This is a genomic window from Terriglobia bacterium, assembly GCA_020072565.1.
Lineage (GTDB): Bacteria > Acidobacteriota > UBA6911 > UBA6911 > UBA6911 > JAFNAG01.
In genome coordinates this window covers 1-15,722 of the sequence record JAIQGI010000068.1, presented here as the reverse complement: position 1 = coordinate 15,722, position 15,722 = coordinate 1, and the positions used below count along the sequence as shown (strand labels likewise).

The following is a 15,722-nucleotide window of genomic DNA, read 5'->3' as shown; positions in this document are numbered from 1 at the left end:
GCTGATCAAGAACCACGAGATTGCATTCAAATGGCAAGGCGAGCGGGATCATGACGGACATCCGAAGGAGATTTTCATGGGGGCATTCAAGGCAGGCTGGCCGGAACCAGGTCGTTCATCGGTTTGCGATTGTCGTGGCGAACTGAAACAGCGACAGGGTGAAGAGCTTACATCGACGGTCACCCTGTGCTATGACGTTTCAGATGTTCATGCTGTGGGCACTAAGCGATGCGGGCACAGTTTCGCGGGTGATCCAATTGACCCAATATCGCCTCATTAAATCATTATCGTCGTTACTCCCCTTAGCCCGCGCGGGCAACTTCTACTTCTTTTCGGTCGTGGGGTGCAGAAATTCATTGATGGCGCGATTGAACATGTTGGGTTGGTCGACGAATGTCATGTGCCCGCTCTTGGGCAGAATCAATAACTTGGACCCCGCGATCGCCTTGTTTATCTCCTCCGAGAACGAGGATGGGAATTCGTCGTGGTCGCCAACAGTGATCAGCGTTGGCACTTTGATGGAGGAAAGCCGGTCGGCATACTCCACCGACTTCATGTTGCCGTCAATCACAAACTCGCCGTGAACACCCCACATTTCCCGATACACGTCCCAGTCCATGCCGCCTGAGGCGGCTGGGTCGTAGTTCGGATCGGGCCGATTCTGGTAGAGATAAGGGAAATAGCCCTCTCCCCATGCGGCCATCATATAATCGGAGGTGTAGCGGCGCTTTTCGTACTCCTTCCCGTGGCCGAAGAGGCCGGCCTTTTCCATCTTTTCAATCCGCTGGCGCAGCTCAGGAGCCATGTTCGCGATCATGCGACGAAACATATCATTCACCTTGCGAGTACTGTGGAACGTGCTGCACAGGACCAGATGAGTCAGATTCTGAGAGTACTTGAGCGCATAGGCCTGCGCGAGGACACCTCCGCACGAATGACCGAGCAAAGCGATGCTGCCCAGTTGCAGAGCCTGGCGCACAGCCTCTGTATCTTCGACCATATTCTCCACCGTGTAGGCCGAGGCATCTTCGAGCTTCTCGGACCGCCCGGAGCCACGCTCATCGAGGAAGATCAATCGATTCTCTCTCGCCAGCGGCAAAAGGTAAGGCAGGAAGTAATCATGCGCAGCTCCCGGTCCGCCGTGCAGAATCATCAGTGGCGTCCCGCTGCCGATCGACTTGTAGTAAATCAGCACGCCGCGGGCATCGACAAATCCCTCCTGCATCTCATAAATGCCGGCAGTCTGGCCTCCCGACGACGCCGCATTTGGAGCCTTTGCCGTTGGCGAGGAACATGCCGTCATGGCACAGAGAGTTCCACACACGATGAGAGCGTACCAAGGATGCTGCTTCATACAACCTCCTTTTATATCCAGCCCGAGCTTCGGCTGTTTTAGCTTGAGTGCGTCGGAATAATCATCCGCGGCTCCAGCGGATTTTTGAGACATGGACAGGCATTGCCGCATTGTGCCGCCATCGGAAAATAGGCCTTTAGCCAACAATTTGAACCGGCTGCGATTCCTGGGATCGGAGGTCAGTTCCGAGAGATGGCCTGCCGCAGCAGTCTGAGGCTTCATTTCAACTTCATCCCGTCTGCAACGCCGCCGGAACTGAGGTCGATCACGAACCGGATTGTAAAACAGGATGCATGCACTCAATAAGGAATATTTCCGCGCTTCTGTGGGCATATGCCTGCTAACTGTACTTCATTGATTCTGCCCTCGGTCTCAGATATGGAGCTCGTATTCAAGTTCAAAAGATTCAGACTCCAAAATATGCGATGATTGAAGAATCATTGGAATTTCAATAGAATCGCAAATACACCTGCTCGGCATCACAGGAACGCGAGCTCCACCGCGAATCGGTTTCGGCATTTGTGCCTGCAGCAATCGGGAGGCGGAATGAGTTTACCCTCGGGAACGAAGCTGGGACCTTACGAGATCACCGGCACGCTCGGCGCGGGAGGCATGGGTGAAGTTTACCGCGCACACGACTCGAAACTCAATCGCGAGGTCGCTATCAAGGTCGTCCCCGAGACGCTTGCGGCCGATCCGGCGGCGCTCAGCCGCTTCCAGCGAGAGGCGCAGGCGGTCGCGTCGTTGTCGCATCCGAACATCCTCGCCATCTTTGATTTCGGCGTTGAGGGGAAGACGCCATACGCCGTGATGGAACTGCTCGAGGGCCAGTCGCTGCGCGGGGCGCTCGCCGAGGGTGCGCTGCCGGTGCGCAAGGCGCTCGACTTCGCATTGCAGATTGCCGCGGGTCTTGCCGCTGCCCACGCGCGGGGGATCACTCACCGCGACCTGAAGCCGGAAAACGCCTTCGTTACCAAAGACGGCCGGGTGAAGATCCTCGACTTTGGACTGGCAAAGGTACATGACCCCGAAATGGCCGGGGCCGGACAATCGTTTGCGCCGACGAAGAGCGTGACGGCGCCGGGGGCAGTGCTCGGCACCGTTGGGTACATGGCGCCGGAGCAGGTGCGCGGCCAGACAGTGGATGCGCGCGCCGACATCTTCGCGCTGGGCGCCATTCTCTATGAACTGCTCTCCGGGCAGCGGGCATTCTCGGGACCGTCGGCCGTCGAGACGCTGAACGCGATTCTCAAGGAGGACCCGCCGGAGCTGATGCGCGCGAACGCCTCGCTGCCGCCTGCCCTGGACCGGATCGTGCGGCGTTGCCTGGAGAAGAGCCCGGACGAACGCTTCCAGTCCGCCCGCGACCTGGCCTTCGCGCTCGAGGCGATCTCGGGCGGAGGCGGCGGCCCCATGGCTCCGATTGCTGGCCCGGTCAAGGTGCCACGAAAAAGCAAAAATCTCGTGCTTGCCGCAATTGGAGCATTGGTCTTCATTTCGGCAGGCATCGGCATCGGTTGGTTCATGATCCCGCGCTCCGCTCCTTTATCGTCGCCGCGCTTGACGCGGTTGACGTTTGATCGCGGCACAGTGAGAAACGCGCGGTTTACTCCTGACGGCAAGACGGTAATTTATGGCGCATCTTGGAATGGTTTGCCGTATCGTGTTTTTCAGACCCGCCTCGGCGATCCGCAGTCGAACGATCTCCCGTTTCCCAATGCCGATGTTCTCGCCATTTCCGCTAATGGCCAAATGGCGATTTCCCTCGACCGACGGAATGTGGCGTGGATGTTTGAAGGAACGCTTGCATATGCACCGATCGTAGGTGGATCGTCCCGCCCGATTCTCGAGCATGTTAGATCGGCCGACTGGTTTCCCGATGGCAGCGGACCTGCCATTGTGAGGCGCGTGGACGGGAGAGATCAAATCGAGTTTCCGATAGGAACGGTCCTGAAAGAGACTGTGACAACCGGATATATCAGCCACGCCCGTGTTTCGCCGGCAGGGGATGTGGTTGCGTATCTCGATCATCCAGTACTCGGCGACAATCGCGGTTTCGTCGCGATCGTGACGATTGACGGTAGGAAGCAGCGCCTGACCGCAGAATGGGCTGCAGAAGAAGGGCTGGCCTGGTCACCCGATGGCAAGGAGATCTGGTTTGCCGCCAGCACCGGCGGACGGAACGAGCTAATGGGAGTCACACGTGAACGCATTCTGAGGCAAATCTGGTCCGTTCCTGCTGACTTGAGTATTCTCGATACATTCCCGGATGGAAGGGTATTGGTCACCGCCACCACGAATCGAGTCGATGTCTACTTACTCGGGCCCGGTGAATCCCGCCAACGCAACATCTCGTGGCTTTCAAACGGGGGACTTCAGGACGTATCCGCAGACGGAAAAACCGTACTGTTTACACGTTATGATGAGGGCTCAGGGCCGAACTATGAAGTTGGTGTCAGGCACGTCGACGATCCAACATGCGTGTCTCTCGGTCAGGGGGCTGGAGTTCAACTCTCGCCCGACACCAAATGGGTGTTATCGATTGTCAAATCAGAGCCAACCCAGCTCATCCTGCTCCCGACCGGCGTGGGAGAGGCCCGAAATCTGACAAGCGCAGGATTCCGATATCTCACGGGCGGCTGGTTCCCGGATAACAAAAAGTTGCTTCTTGTCGCTGAGGAGGGCGGGCAAGCGCCGGCTTGTTATGTTCAGGATGTGGCGGGGGGCGCTCCGCGACGCATCAAAGCGCTCGTCCCCTCTTTCATCGCTGAGCACGGTCTTCGCGTGTCGCCGGACCAAAAGCGATTCACCGCAGTACAGGCCGAAGGGTTACCCAATATAACTCCGCTTGAGGATGGCGCTCCCGCTTCGCTGCAAAACTTGGGCGAAACGGATTGTCCAATCGGCTGGAGCAGCGATGGTCGCGCACTTTTCGTTGTCCGCGATTCACCCGATCGAAAGGGCGCTCTAATTCTCCGGTACGATCTCGCGACGGGAGTCATGACGACCATCAAGCAAATTGAGCCCCCGGATGCAGCGGGTATGTGGTACCGCCCTATTTGTGTCATGACGCCCGATGGGAAGGCAGTCGTCTATTCGGTGGGACGGTACCTGACTGACCTATATTTGGTTGAAGGTCTGAAGTAAGTCCCGTCCCGCTGCCGGCACTTGACGCGGGCGTGCTTCTATTTCCCTCGTGGCGAGGTAGTTAGCTTGAGGTAGGTATTGGCTTCGTCCCATGCCTCCCAGAGTTCGACGATCTTCCCACCCTCGATGCGGAAAACGTAGTTAACCGGCCACGACAGTTTCCGGCCGGTAGGCGGAATCGGCTTGTTGCCGGTGGCAGGGATGCCGGCGAGTTCGCCGGCGTGCGTGCCGCTCCACGTGGTTACAGCCCCGCCGATTCCATCGGCAAAGGTGAATTGGTCGATCGTGCCGACGAGGTCGGGGAAAGCTCGTCTGAAATCGTTCAGGTACTTGAGGTGATCTGCGGGTGCGCCGGGCAAAGTCCCACCGTTGTAGTTGTAGACCATTTTCGGCGACAGCGCCCGGGCGAGCGCGGTCGTGTCGCCGCGAGTCCAGAAGTCCACGATATAAGCAGTCAGCGCAGCCTTGGCCTGTGCCGCATCTTGACTGACGGCGGATTGCCGGGCATCGGTGCGGGCCGCATCATTCCGCCCGCATCCCAGCATTGGGATCGCTGTGATGAGGACGGCGAGGGCGATCAGGCGTCGGTTCATAGAACCTCCATTCAGGCAGGGGAAAACTGGAATTCGCTTACGCTGATTGGGCGAATATAGCACAGGTTCGAGTGGGAGGTCGGCTGCTATCGTTTCAATAACGTCCAGAACAGACTGTCGCGGATCCAGAAAACTCTCCTTACATCGTAAAAAAAAGGCGCAGAAATGCAGCCAACCCCATTTAGCACGGATTTCACAAGGGTGAACTTTTCCAGAATTGGACAATTAGCGTGGTCCGTCTCCTTCCCAAGCCCCTCGCGCAAATCCAGGAACAAGTCATTCAAAAGCAAAAAGTTAAGCAAAAAAAATATTTGACGCAATATAATGGATTGAATCCCGAGTGCAGTTCGCGTTGTAGCCGAACTGGCGACACATCCGGTGTTCAAACCTGGTTTTGAAGGATGGGTTCCGACGCTTCTCCGTGGTTGCGAGTCAGGCTGCCTGTTTCGAAAGTCCCCAGGGAAACAAGGGGGATGCAAAATGGGATTGCCGCGGATCTTGCCTTATAGCTTTCTGGCTGCCCTCTGCGCTGGTTTGGGTTTCAGCCTATCTGTGCAATCATTCCCTGATCGTGCCTCGCCGCCTTGGTATCAGGCACAGGATCGGCCGGCAGTTGCAGGACAGAGCATTCGGGTTCAGGTCCGGATGGTGCCTGTGGATGTTATCGTTACCGATGCGCTGGGGAAACCGGTGACGGGTTTGAAACGCGAGGACTTTCGGATTTTTGAAGACGGGCGCGAGCAGGATGTTCAGCATTTTGCCATTCAAAACCTGACCGGAGACATTTATCAGTCAGGCCGGTCAACCGCGGACCCTCAAGCGCAACGGCCTCCACAATCACCATCCCCCGCCCCGAGACTCGCACAGCACACGTCACGTACCTTCCTGATCCTGATGGGACATGGGATTCATCAGACTCCGTTCAAGGCATTGGATGCCCTGATCCCGTTCGTGCGCACCAGGCTGCTGCCTCAGGATCGGGTCGCGCTGTTCGCCTATAATCGGGTCACTGATTTCACCACGGATCGTGAGCAGGTGGCGCGGATTCTCGAGCGCTACCGGGACCATAGCGAAGCCATTCAAATCTGGCGCGAGGAGCAAATTCGCACATTTGCCGCGATCTATTACGGGGCTCTCATCGGCAAGGCGCCGCAGGTTTTCTATCGGACGGTTCATTCGTCGCCATTCCTGAAAGCCGAAATCGGGAAACTCTTCGAAGCTTTTGGATCCTTGCCTTCAAGGGAGATCCCGCCTATTCAAATGCCGGAATCTGTCGCCAGTTCTCTCGATCGCGCGAGATTTACCCCCAATGTGCAGGCCGACATTTCAGCGGACCTCGCAAGTTCAGCCGGATTGCCGGAAGCCATCGCTGGAATCAGCTCCGCGGTCGTGGCGAGTGCATTGGAAGGATTTGAGGCTACGGCTGTCAGGCTGGGGCTGCCGAACGATGTATTCGTGCGCGAAGCCACCGGGTCCGTCGAAGACATGGCGAACATTTTTACCTGCGTGGAGCACATCCGCAATGAGGAAGGGGAGAAGCACCTGCTTTTCCTGACCGAATTCGGGCTCCTGTTTCCATATGGCGACAGGAAGTACAACGCGCAGATCGCCCGCTTTGCCGCGGATGCTCGGGTGGCAATCAACTTTTTCCAGACCGGAGGGCTCGATGGCGTTCTCCGGGGATCGAAAGCCGAAATCGCCAAGAACCTGAATGCAGGGCAGCCGAAATTCCAGGTTGGGAAGCAGGCCGAGGCAGGCATGATCGCAGCCGTGAGGGATATTTCTGAACAGACCGGCGGCCGCGCCGCGGTTTACGAGGATTTGAAGACGGCCCTGGACCGCACGAACGAAACCACGAGGTTTGAATACCTGCTTGGCTATTACCCGAAAAATGACCGATGGGATGGGAAATATCGGCAGATAGAGGTCAAGGTGAATCGGCCGGGAATCAAGGCATATTATCGCAACGGCTATTATGCCCGCGAAATCACGGAGCCCTTCGACCGTCGTGAGCAGCTGGCGAAGAAGCGAATTCGGGATGCCGGGACATCCGATTTGGCATTGGACGCGGTGGTCTTCGAAGCCTCCGCCACCAGGATCACCGATACATCGGGTATTTTGCAGATCAAGGTTGATCTCGAAATCGATCCTCCAAGCGTCAAGTTCATAAAGATCGACGGTCGCCACAGTGCGAAGTTGCGGATCGCGGTTTTTTATGCAGACAAGGATGAAAGAAATCAGGGAGAAGACGTCAAAACCCTGGACTTGAATCTTCAGGAAGATACCTATGAGCGCATGATGGCATCGGCCATTCCTTTCTCTACATTGATTCCATCGATTGCACCGCAGATGATGCTCAAAGTGGTGGTATTTGACATGAATGGCGATCGGATCGGAACCACAGTGCTTCAGGTACGGTGAGGCATAGCCAATCTGCTGGGATCGAAAGGAGCCAACTCAGCATGCCACGACGAGCGATTGGTTCTCTGGCTCTTATCAGTTTTGTCGTCCTTCTGGTTCAGGGGGATCAGCCAGGCGTGGCGCAGGGCAAACAATCGGTGTGCGTCGTCGCCGTTCGCGATGGAAGCCTGTTTACCTTGTGTCCCCCGCCGGGCGTCGAGCCCACCGTGGCCAAACGGCTGACGGTGAGGCCTGAGCGAGAGAGAATGATCACGCGTAGCCCGGAGGGTCTATACACCATATTTATTCCACCTCCATTCGCGCCCAATTATATCGAACTTCATTTTATACCGGCATCGATGTCATTCTCCCCCGATCGCAGGATGCTGGAATATGACTGGCGCCAATTCGCGGGTTCGACACCGGAGCTGGGCCAATCAGGCTGGATCGACGAGACTCTCAAAGCGCAGATCGTGAAGGAGTTACGCAAGGAGAAGAAGATACAAATCGTCGAGGCACCGGAGCAGGCGGACATTATCTTCCTGGCTGAGGGCATTTATGCCCCGTTAACGGTTTATCGACGTTATCAAGGCAATAATACGAACAACTATTATTCCTTCTGGGGGGATTCAGGGGGAAAGGACGCAAATTTCCTTGAAGCCATTCTGGCTTTAGCTGTGCCTGGAGAGGTATATCGGAAGAATCCGGGTGATGCGGCTGCGCTTCTAAAGGAGCCGCTTTGGAGTGGATGGGTGGCTTGGCAGCAGCTCAAGTCGACGCAGCAGTTCGTCCCTGCTACGCCTGAGGCCCTGGTCAAGCAATTCCTCAAGGGCAAGAGTATGGATGACTGGCTGCCCTTTGTTTGTGCCTCCTGGTTCCCGCCTTCACGATCCGTTGCCGTCCCACCGGAGGGCTCAGCGGTCGCCGCAAAAGCCCGCGATGGAGTATCCGCCACTACCACCGGAGATAAGGCAATCCGGGTGGATGTTGCTCTTGTCACCGTCCCGGTGGTCGCAACCGACCGCAGCGGAAAAACCCTTGCCGACCTGAAGCCGGGCGATTTTCATTTATTTGAAGATGATGTGGAACAGACGATTGACAGGGTAATTGCCGGATCGGAGCCAATTAACGTGACCCTGATGATGGATACCTCGGGGAGCACGCGATTCAAGATCGAGGAAATTCAGAATGCAGCCTTGACCTTTCTTTGCGCGCTGGCTCCTGAAGATCGGCTCATGGTGGTTTCTTTTAACCGCCGGATTTATCTCGATTCCGAATTGGCCTCGGACCGTATGCAGCTGCAGCGGGCGATTCTGCAGACCCGAACCAGCGGCGGCACAAGATTATTCGATGCCCTGCACATGGTCATGGGAGAATCGTTGGACCGGCTTCCGGGGCGCAAGGCGATCTTGCTTTTCACTGACGGGGTCGATACCGAAAGCCGGTTCATGAATGCGGCTGCAGCCCTTTCCCGGATCGAACAATCCAATGTTGCGGTCCACGTTATCCGATATGACACGCAGGTACAAACCAAGCCTGTGCCCCGCGAGTATCGCCGGGTGTTAGGAAAAACCGAAGAAGATGCAACTGCATACGACGAGGCGAATCGCTTTTTACAGAGTCTCAGCAGCGGCAGTGGCGGCCGGCTCTTTCATGCGGAAACCATTCCCAGCCTCAATGAGGCTTTCAGGGAAATCGCCCAGGAGCTGCGCCGGCAATACACGCTTTATTATTATCCGGCGGATCCGAAGAACGATGGTGCGTACCATCAGATACGTGTCGCCGTTGACAGGGAGGATGTCACGATTCGTGCACGTTCGGGTTATCGCAGGATCGCCGTTCGGTAGTAACGTAAAGCAGGGGACAATAAACCTCGCTGTCAGGTCCTGAAATTCCAATACTTGCGAGCCATTGCGGAGGCTTAAATGAAAACATGCTTGCTTGGATGTTGCATTTTGGCCACCTCCTGTCTGCTGCTGGTCGGTCCAACCGGCGCGGGACCGAAGGATTTTTGGGAGACAAAACCTTATACGCAGTGGACTGTCAAAGAGGCGGAAAAGCTTCTCCTCAAGGATTCTCCTTGGACCCGAACTCATAGGCACGAGGGGTACCATACGGGTCGCCTTGTCGGCGTGAAAGGCAACGCTCGTTATGAGGGTGGGTATTGGGTACCGGAGGCTCGGATAATCATCAACTGGTTTGCCAAGCCCATTCGTGAAGCCACGGCGCGTCAGCTGGTGCTGAGAAATCCAAATGCGCTCAAAGCCCGGATCGATGAGATCCTCAATCGCGATCCTCGGTTCGTGGAAGTGCTCGTGACCGATCTGCCTCAGGCCAGGGGGAATTGGGCAAAGGGCGGCGCGGAGGAATTTGCCAGCTTCAGGAAAAGCGCCTATCTGTCGACAAAAAGCGCTGGAAAGATTCCTCTTTCAAATATTGTAATGAACCAGGGTTGGGGTGATGCTCTCATCATGCAATTTGCACGGCAAATCAATGGCATAGCCATCGTGAATGAAAATGACAAGGAAGTGACCCTCTTCATAAAAATTGATTGGGATGATCACCGATTCATTTTCAATCTAAAGGAAATGAGGGTCAAGGGTGGATTGGAGATTTGATGGACAGGCCACAAAATCTGCCATCCAAAGGCTTGTGAAGACGGCTAGAATGAAATGCGGTCAGTGGGCAAAGCTCCAAACGCTCCTTACCAATTTATATCAAGGACGTTCTCTTCAACCACTGGACCCTTGGCGTATACGCGATACACACCGCGACCCTGAATCTTCTGATAGCGCCCGGTACCGCCGATGATCACAATGGTTCCAGACTCGATAGGAGATTGTTCGCCGGTGCTCGGTGCCTGCGGAGCCTTGTCGGATTCCCAGCGGATGAACACCTTGTCGCCCCCCTGCATCAGGTAGGTGGCATAGCCGCTGTACCGTGTTTGACCGGGCCGCTCATCGCCCTGTATGTAAGCATGCTCTTGCGTGATGACGAAGTCAGGATCGGTGGTGCGTCCGGCGTCAATCCGAAAAGACTGCACGAGCTTGTGATCGGGCATATCGTCGATTGTCAGGACGCTGCTGGTGATCGTGGCACCAAAACTTGCCTTCGTGTAAACGACCCTATGGGTGGGACGCTCGCTCGGGGCCGTGCCCAGGCTGCTAGCGGTCGTGGCTGTTGTCGCCAGGGACTTCTTCTCGGTGCTGCCGCAACCGGTCTGAGCAAACGTTGGGCTCAGCAAGACCAATATCGCGCAAAATAGAACGAATGGATGCTTATTCATTTTCCATACCTCTCTTGTTTGTCGTCCGCTTCTTGAGCAAACGAAGTCAGCACAACGGTGGTGTCTGAATTCTCTGTCCGTTATCACTTACTTCAAGACGAAAGCATTCCTATCCAGCTGCTGGTTATGCCGGATTTCTGAGAACGTCACATTCCATTCGGTCGTGGTTGTGTGACGATTGCTCTCGCTGGAATAGCGCAATTTGTAGATACGCGGCAAGGTCAGCCCGTCGGCCACGGAGAAATCGGCGAACTCCTCCGTGAGTGTGTGTGTTCGCATGCTCGTACCCTTACCGCTCCCAGCTACATCAAGAATCCTGCATTCTGTTTTTATATGACGGAAGGTCTGCGGATCGAAATACATGAGCGCGCGAATATCGACCACGTGCCTGTTGCCGTAATCCTTCCGGAACAAGTATTGCAGTTCGTGGTACTCCCGGCCTGCCAGCTTCTTGAGCCCTCTGTACTCCAGCCGGGGCCGCCTTTTCGTATGATCGAGCAGCGCCCACGTCGTCGTCAGCGTTCCACCCAATAGTCCTTCGCTGATAAGTTCAACTGGAACCGACAGCCGACCATAAACATGAGGCCGCAACTTTTTGCCGTCGTACGCAAGGTCCTCTCCCCCATAATCTGATGCGGAGAAGTTCAAGCTAAGTCGGACCGATTCTCCTGCAGAAATAAAGACCGCGTTCCCGCTGCGCTTTTGATCAGCCGAGGCTCCAGCTTCAGTGCGATTGTCCTGCTTAGGCGGCACCAAAATCGTGTTCTGGATTTTCGGGGCCGGCGTCAGAAGCACGGTCGCCGCTCCACTTGCGGCGCGGTTGCGAACTGCGGCGCGTGCTTCAGGAGTGCCGATCGATGCCAGGTGCCTTCCCACCAATTCTGAGGGCTTCATCTTCTGTGTGGCGTCCGTGTTCCCAGGAACAACTGACATAACAAGAATGAGTGCGCCCAACCCGGCGGTTCCTCTGGACAAGATGTATTGGGCTGTCATACCTCCCCCTAAAGTCTGAGGCGTCCACGATTCTCCCAGCCAGTGAAATTGTCGAACAAACATCTACTTTGTAACGAACGTTTTCGGATCCAACTGCTGGTTGTGCTGGGTCCGCTCAAACGTCACGCTCCGATCGCACATGACACTGTTCCCGAGGGTGAAACGCCACTTGTAGGTGCGTGGCAAGGTCAGGCCATCGACAACGACGAAATCGGAGAACTCCTCCGTAAGTGTGTTGCTCTGAGTGGGGAAAACTGCCCGGTAGTATTCCGTCTGGACATGGCGGAATGTCTGCGGTTCGAAATACATGAGCACACGCATCCGGCCGTCGCCGCCCCGTTTCCGCGCCAGGTATCGCAACTCGTGGTACTCCTTGGCGCCACGCTTTTTGAGTCCGTTGTACTCCAACCTGGGTCGCCTTCCCGCGAAATCAAGCAAGGCCCAAGCGGTTGTCAGGGTCCCGCCTATCAGGCCATCCTTGATGATCTCGTCATAGCTGGTGACAAAATTCGACAAGTCAGAACGTATGGGCACATAGGAAGGATAAGCTGCCTGATCTTCTCGCCCTCCTTCGGCCGTTCCCATGCAATATGTAAACCAGGCCCAATTCGGCCCTTTTTGCTAGCTGGGTGCCATCATAACTCAAAGCAGAGATTCAGGACGGCACATTTTTGGGACACCTCTGGTATGAGCACATTTTTGGGACACCTCTGGTATGCGGCCTTCACCATAAATTAGTGTCTTTTCATCTTGTTCTGGAGTAACATCACTAACTCGGTATCTATTAAGATGAAGGCGACCTCGATAGCTGTCGTACTATTGCTGCTTTCAACCCTCCCGTGCCGAGTAGCGCATGGCCAACAGCCCCCCGCATCCCAGGCACAACCCAAGCCAACGCCGATTACTGCAGATGTGAACCCTTTCGTCTGCCCAGACCCAAAGGCGAAGGTGGCGTGTGAATCCTATTTGGAACTAAAGAGAGTGCACGACAAAAACCTCGAAAGCTCGCTCTCTAACGCAACAAACGCAACATATGTCTGCTTCAGGCCAGGTGTGGACGAGTTTTTCTTGGTTAGCTTTAACAAGCCGTCCTACCTCAATACTCGTTGGGACAAGAATCTGAAACAGCTCGTAATTGGTGACGATGCAACGGCGCAGGGAAATGGCTATACGTCTGCATTCAACAAAGGGATTCCAGATGGAAGGACCGTACCGAACTTTGTCTTTGCCGGGACCTGGCACCACTTTTCTGAATCTTGGGGAGGAGATACTTTCGAATCCGACCGCACCAACTTCAAGCGAGCTAACGAATCCAAACAGCGGGTACTTGTTATCGACGCATCTCAAATCAGTATCCAAGACTTCCAGTACACCAACAGCGAAAGCAAGACCATCCATTACAACCTGACCATACAAAGATCGACGGGCCGATTCTCGGAGACCTTTCTTGGAGAGGACAATAAAGTCCCGTTCATTGACCGCTCCGGACGCTGTTTGGTACAATCTAAATAATGCACGGACCGTTGCATGCTCCTGGAGCCTCGGGGCAGGGCTTGAGCCCTCGACAGGCCTGCCCTGATCAGGGAACACTTTTTTACAAAGATGGTTCATCAGAACGTTCGACTTGCTTAGTTCGTGCTAGAATGTTGCTGCAATTTGACTTTCTTACGCAAAACCGGAAATCTCAGAAGCTCAACCAAGATCTCAGGATCGAGAAATGTCGCAGCAAAATGCTATTCCCAAAGACACAATAATCGAATTTCTCAGAAAACGGGATTACCGCCTCGTACGCGAACTTGGTCGGGGCGCTTGTGGCAAGACCGTGTTGCTTCACGACGATCAAATAGACGAGAACTTCGTATGCAAGAAGTACCTGCCCTTTTCGGAGAGTAACAGACAACAGCTTTTCTCCAATTTTGTCCGCGAAATTAAGCTACTGCACCAGATACAGCACCCAAATGTTGTTCGGCACATAGGAAGGATAAGCTGCCTGATCTTCTCGCCCTCCTTCGGCCGTTCCCGTTAGCAGCCTCCGGATCAGGAGAAGTAGGGGGCGGCGGTCGATGCTGCTGCAATTGGCGGGGGTCTCGTCGGCAGGCCCAGGCAATCAAGAATCCTATGGATGGCTTCGGGCGGATTGATCGCTGCAAGGATGCGCATGCGGCCGCCGCAACGGGGACATTTTAAAACGTCAATCTCAAAAACTCTTTTTAAAAGCTGAGCCCAGGATAAGGGGGGCTTTTCTCGCTTTTCTCTCTTATCTCGCAAGGCTAACTATCATGGGATACCTGGACCTGGCACGCGAAGCACTAAAGGATAAGGGCCGGATTCTGGACGGTCACAAGGTGGACCGCGTCATCTGGGAAACGGATAAGGCTATTGTCTTCGAGGATGCGGAAGGGCGATTCTGGAGGTATCTGGCCAGCTACGGGAAGGCGTGGCCGGTCATTATCGAGGGGATGAAATACAACTGAAAGGAGCGGGACATGGATCATGCGGACTTGAATGACATTGCCGAGGAAATAGCCGGTTACGTGAACGGCGGACAACATTGGATTGTAGTTGCCGAACAGTCCCCGGCAACGGCCAAGTTTATTGCTGACATCATAGAGACCTGGTGCGAGAGCAAGCATTTCAGGTGCGCAAGCAGCACTTTCGGTGCTGTACCGATCATGATTGCGGCTTTTCCCAAATCCCGAGTGTCCGCCGATGTGCTGCGGGAGGGCCTGTCTGCGATGATAGGCGCGGTCGCGTATACGCTTGAGCAAGGCGGGGACATTCTCTACCTGGTTCGACCGAAGGACGCTGAGGGATTCCGGGAGGCTTTCCACGCCATGGTCAAGCTGGGCGTTCGTCGTCCTGGGAGAAACTAATGCCCAGGGATCCGTTCTATAACACGGCATCATGGAAGCGCCTGCGCAAGACGAAGCTGGCTCGTGATCCTTTGTGTGAATACTGTCCAACCAACCATCGACAGCCAGCGACTGAGGTTGACCACGAGGTTGCAATCAATGCAGGCGGGGATGCCTATGCATGGGAGAACCTGCGTTCGGCCTGCCACGAGTGCCATAGCAGAAAGACATACTACGTTGAGCGCTTGGGGCGGGATCGCGTACCAGTCAAGGGAGTGGATCCAAAGACAGGATTACCTGTCGATCCAATGCACTGGTGGAACAAAAAAAATTTGCCAGAGCTGACGCCTAAAGACCGGGCGCGCGTTGAAAAACATACTTAGTTATAGGGAGGATCGCAGTTCCATTTTGTGAGAATGCGGCAACTTTGGCAAGAGAGCAATTATGATTAAAGGTATAGGATTGAAAAATATTCCCAAAATCAGCCACGTCCGCACATTTCTGTTTTTAGCGGAAGCGATAATAGCCGTTGGGACCAACATCGCCATTTCAACGACAAGCATAAGCAAAAGGTTAAGGAGATCCATGTCATCTTCCCCTAACGTGTTTGCAATCTAGCCTAACGCAAAACTAGGGATTTTGCAATATGTAAACCAGGCCCAATTCGGCCCTTTTTGCTAGCTGGGTGCCATCATAACTCAAAGCAGAGATTCAGGACGGCACATTTTTGGGACACCTCTGGTATGAGCACATTTTTGGGACACCTCTGGTATGCGGCATTTTTGCGCCGGCTGCGAGCCTGAGGCCCCGAGTGATTCCGGAAGCAGAAGGATCAAGCCTGCCGCGGCATCCGGGCTGTCAATCCGGAGTCGAGGTTCCGGCAACCGATCCAGAAAAGACCGGGAAGAAGCGAGGCGGTCAACCGAGAAACTACTCCTGGGCTACTCTTATGAAACGGGTGTTCGACCAATCGACCAACTGCATGTCGCGCCGGAGAGATGACTTCGCCTATCCGGATTACGCACCCCTTTCACCCCCTATTCGGACAAGAGATCGACTGCGTCGAGCGGCGGATCGGATGGGGCGATGACCTGCTC

The 15,722-nt window shown here is 55.1% G+C and carries 15 protein-coding genes; 10 read left to right on the top strand and 5 right to left on the bottom strand.

What is annotated here, in order from left to right:
* Positions 1-322: 322 nt before the first annotated feature.
* Positions 323-1,354, bottom strand: coding sequence for a proline iminopeptidase-family hydrolase (locus tag LAP85_26520; GenBank protein ID MBZ5499968.1), 1,032 nt, complete (start codon positions 1,352-1,354; stop codon positions 323-325).
* 546 nt (positions 1,355-1,900) lie between these two features.
* Between LAP85_26520 and LAP85_26515 the strand changes: the two genes are divergently transcribed.
* Positions 1,901-4,501, top strand: coding sequence for a serine/threonine-protein kinase (locus LAP85_26515; protein MBZ5499967.1), 2,601 nt, complete (start codon positions 1,901-1,903; stop codon positions 4,499-4,501).
* A 38-nt stretch (positions 4,502-4,539) separates the two neighbouring features.
* On the opposite strand, the gene LAP85_26510 is transcribed toward LAP85_26515, so the two are convergent.
* Positions 4,540-5,094 carry an ester cyclase gene (locus LAP85_26510; protein MBZ5499966.1) on the bottom strand — a complete coding sequence of 185 codons (555 nt, stop codon included), beginning with the start codon at positions 5,092-5,094 and terminating at the stop codon, positions 4,540-4,542.
* A gap of 654 nt (positions 5,095-5,748) precedes the next feature.
* Here LAP85_26510 and LAP85_26505 point away from each other — a divergent pair.
* The 3 genes from LAP85_26505 (at position 5,749) to LAP85_26495 (ending at position 10,112) form a co-directional block, all read left to right on the top strand.
* Positions 5,749-7,515, top strand: a complete 1,767-nt coding sequence (locus LAP85_26505) for a VWA domain-containing protein (GenBank protein ID MBZ5499965.1) — start codon at positions 5,749-5,751, stop codon at positions 7,513-7,515.
* Between the two features lie 41 nt (positions 7,516-7,556).
* Positions 7,557-9,341, top strand: coding sequence for a VWA domain-containing protein (locus tag LAP85_26500; GenBank protein MBZ5499964.1), 1,785 nt, complete (start codon positions 7,557-7,559; stop codon positions 9,339-9,341).
* Positions 9,342-9,419: 78 nt separating this feature from the next.
* Entirely contained in the window at positions 9,420-10,112 is a 693-nt protein-coding gene (locus tag LAP85_26495) for a hypothetical protein (GenBank protein MBZ5499963.1), read from the top strand.
* Between the two features lie 86 nt (positions 10,113-10,198).
* Here LAP85_26495 and LAP85_26490 read toward each other — a convergent pair whose 3' ends face one another.
* The 3 genes from LAP85_26490 to LAP85_26480 all read right to left on the bottom strand — a co-directional run bounded on the left by LAP85_26490 (position 10,199) and on the right by LAP85_26480 (position 12,358).
* Positions 10,199-10,780, bottom strand: a complete 582-nt coding sequence (locus tag LAP85_26490; protein MBZ5499962.1) for a hypothetical protein — start codon at positions 10,778-10,780, stop codon at positions 10,199-10,201.
* 87 nt (positions 10,781-10,867) lie between these two features.
* The gene (locus LAP85_26485; GenBank protein ID MBZ5499961.1) at positions 10,868-11,773 is read right to left on the bottom strand and encodes a hypothetical protein; all 906 of its coding nucleotides are present in this window, start codon (positions 11,771-11,773) and stop codon (positions 10,868-10,870) included.
* Positions 11,774-11,836: 63 nt separating this feature from the next.
* Positions 11,837-12,358 carry a hypothetical protein gene (locus tag LAP85_26480; protein MBZ5499960.1) on the bottom strand — a complete coding sequence of 174 codons (522 nt, stop codon included), beginning with the start codon at positions 12,356-12,358 and terminating at the stop codon, positions 11,837-11,839.
* A 396-nt stretch (positions 12,359-12,754) separates the two neighbouring features.
* Here LAP85_26480 and LAP85_26475 point away from each other — a divergent pair, with 396 nt between their 5' ends.
* The 6 genes from LAP85_26475 to LAP85_26450 all read left to right on the top strand — a co-directional run.
* Positions 12,755-13,285: a hypothetical protein gene (locus LAP85_26475; protein MBZ5499959.1), complete on the top strand. Its 531-nt coding sequence runs from the start codon at positions 12,755-12,757 to the stop codon at positions 13,283-13,285.
* 205 nt (positions 13,286-13,490) lie between these two features.
* The gene (locus tag LAP85_26470; protein MBZ5499958.1) at positions 13,491-13,799 is read left to right on the top strand and encodes a hypothetical protein; all 309 of its coding nucleotides are present in this window, start codon (positions 13,491-13,493) and stop codon (positions 13,797-13,799) included.
* Positions 13,800-14,052: 253 nt separating this feature from the next.
* Positions 14,053-14,247 carry a hypothetical protein gene (locus LAP85_26465; protein MBZ5499957.1) on the top strand — a complete coding sequence of 65 codons (195 nt, stop codon included), beginning with the start codon at positions 14,053-14,055 and terminating at the stop codon, positions 14,245-14,247.
* A 12-nt stretch (positions 14,248-14,259) separates the two neighbouring features.
* A complete protein-coding gene (locus LAP85_26460) occupies positions 14,260-14,646 on the top strand; it encodes a hypothetical protein (protein MBZ5499956.1) in 387 nt (128 codons plus the stop codon).
* A complete protein-coding gene (locus tag LAP85_26455) occupies positions 14,646-15,008 on the top strand; it encodes an HNH endonuclease (protein MBZ5499955.1) in 363 nt (120 codons plus the stop codon). Before LAP85_26460 ends, LAP85_26455 begins: the two co-directional genes overlap by 1 nt.
* A 615-nt stretch (positions 15,009-15,623) precedes the next feature.
* On the top strand, positions 15,624-15,722 hold a 99-nt coding region (locus LAP85_26450), incomplete at its 3' end, for a Y4bD/Y4pK family protein (GenBank protein ID MBZ5499954.1).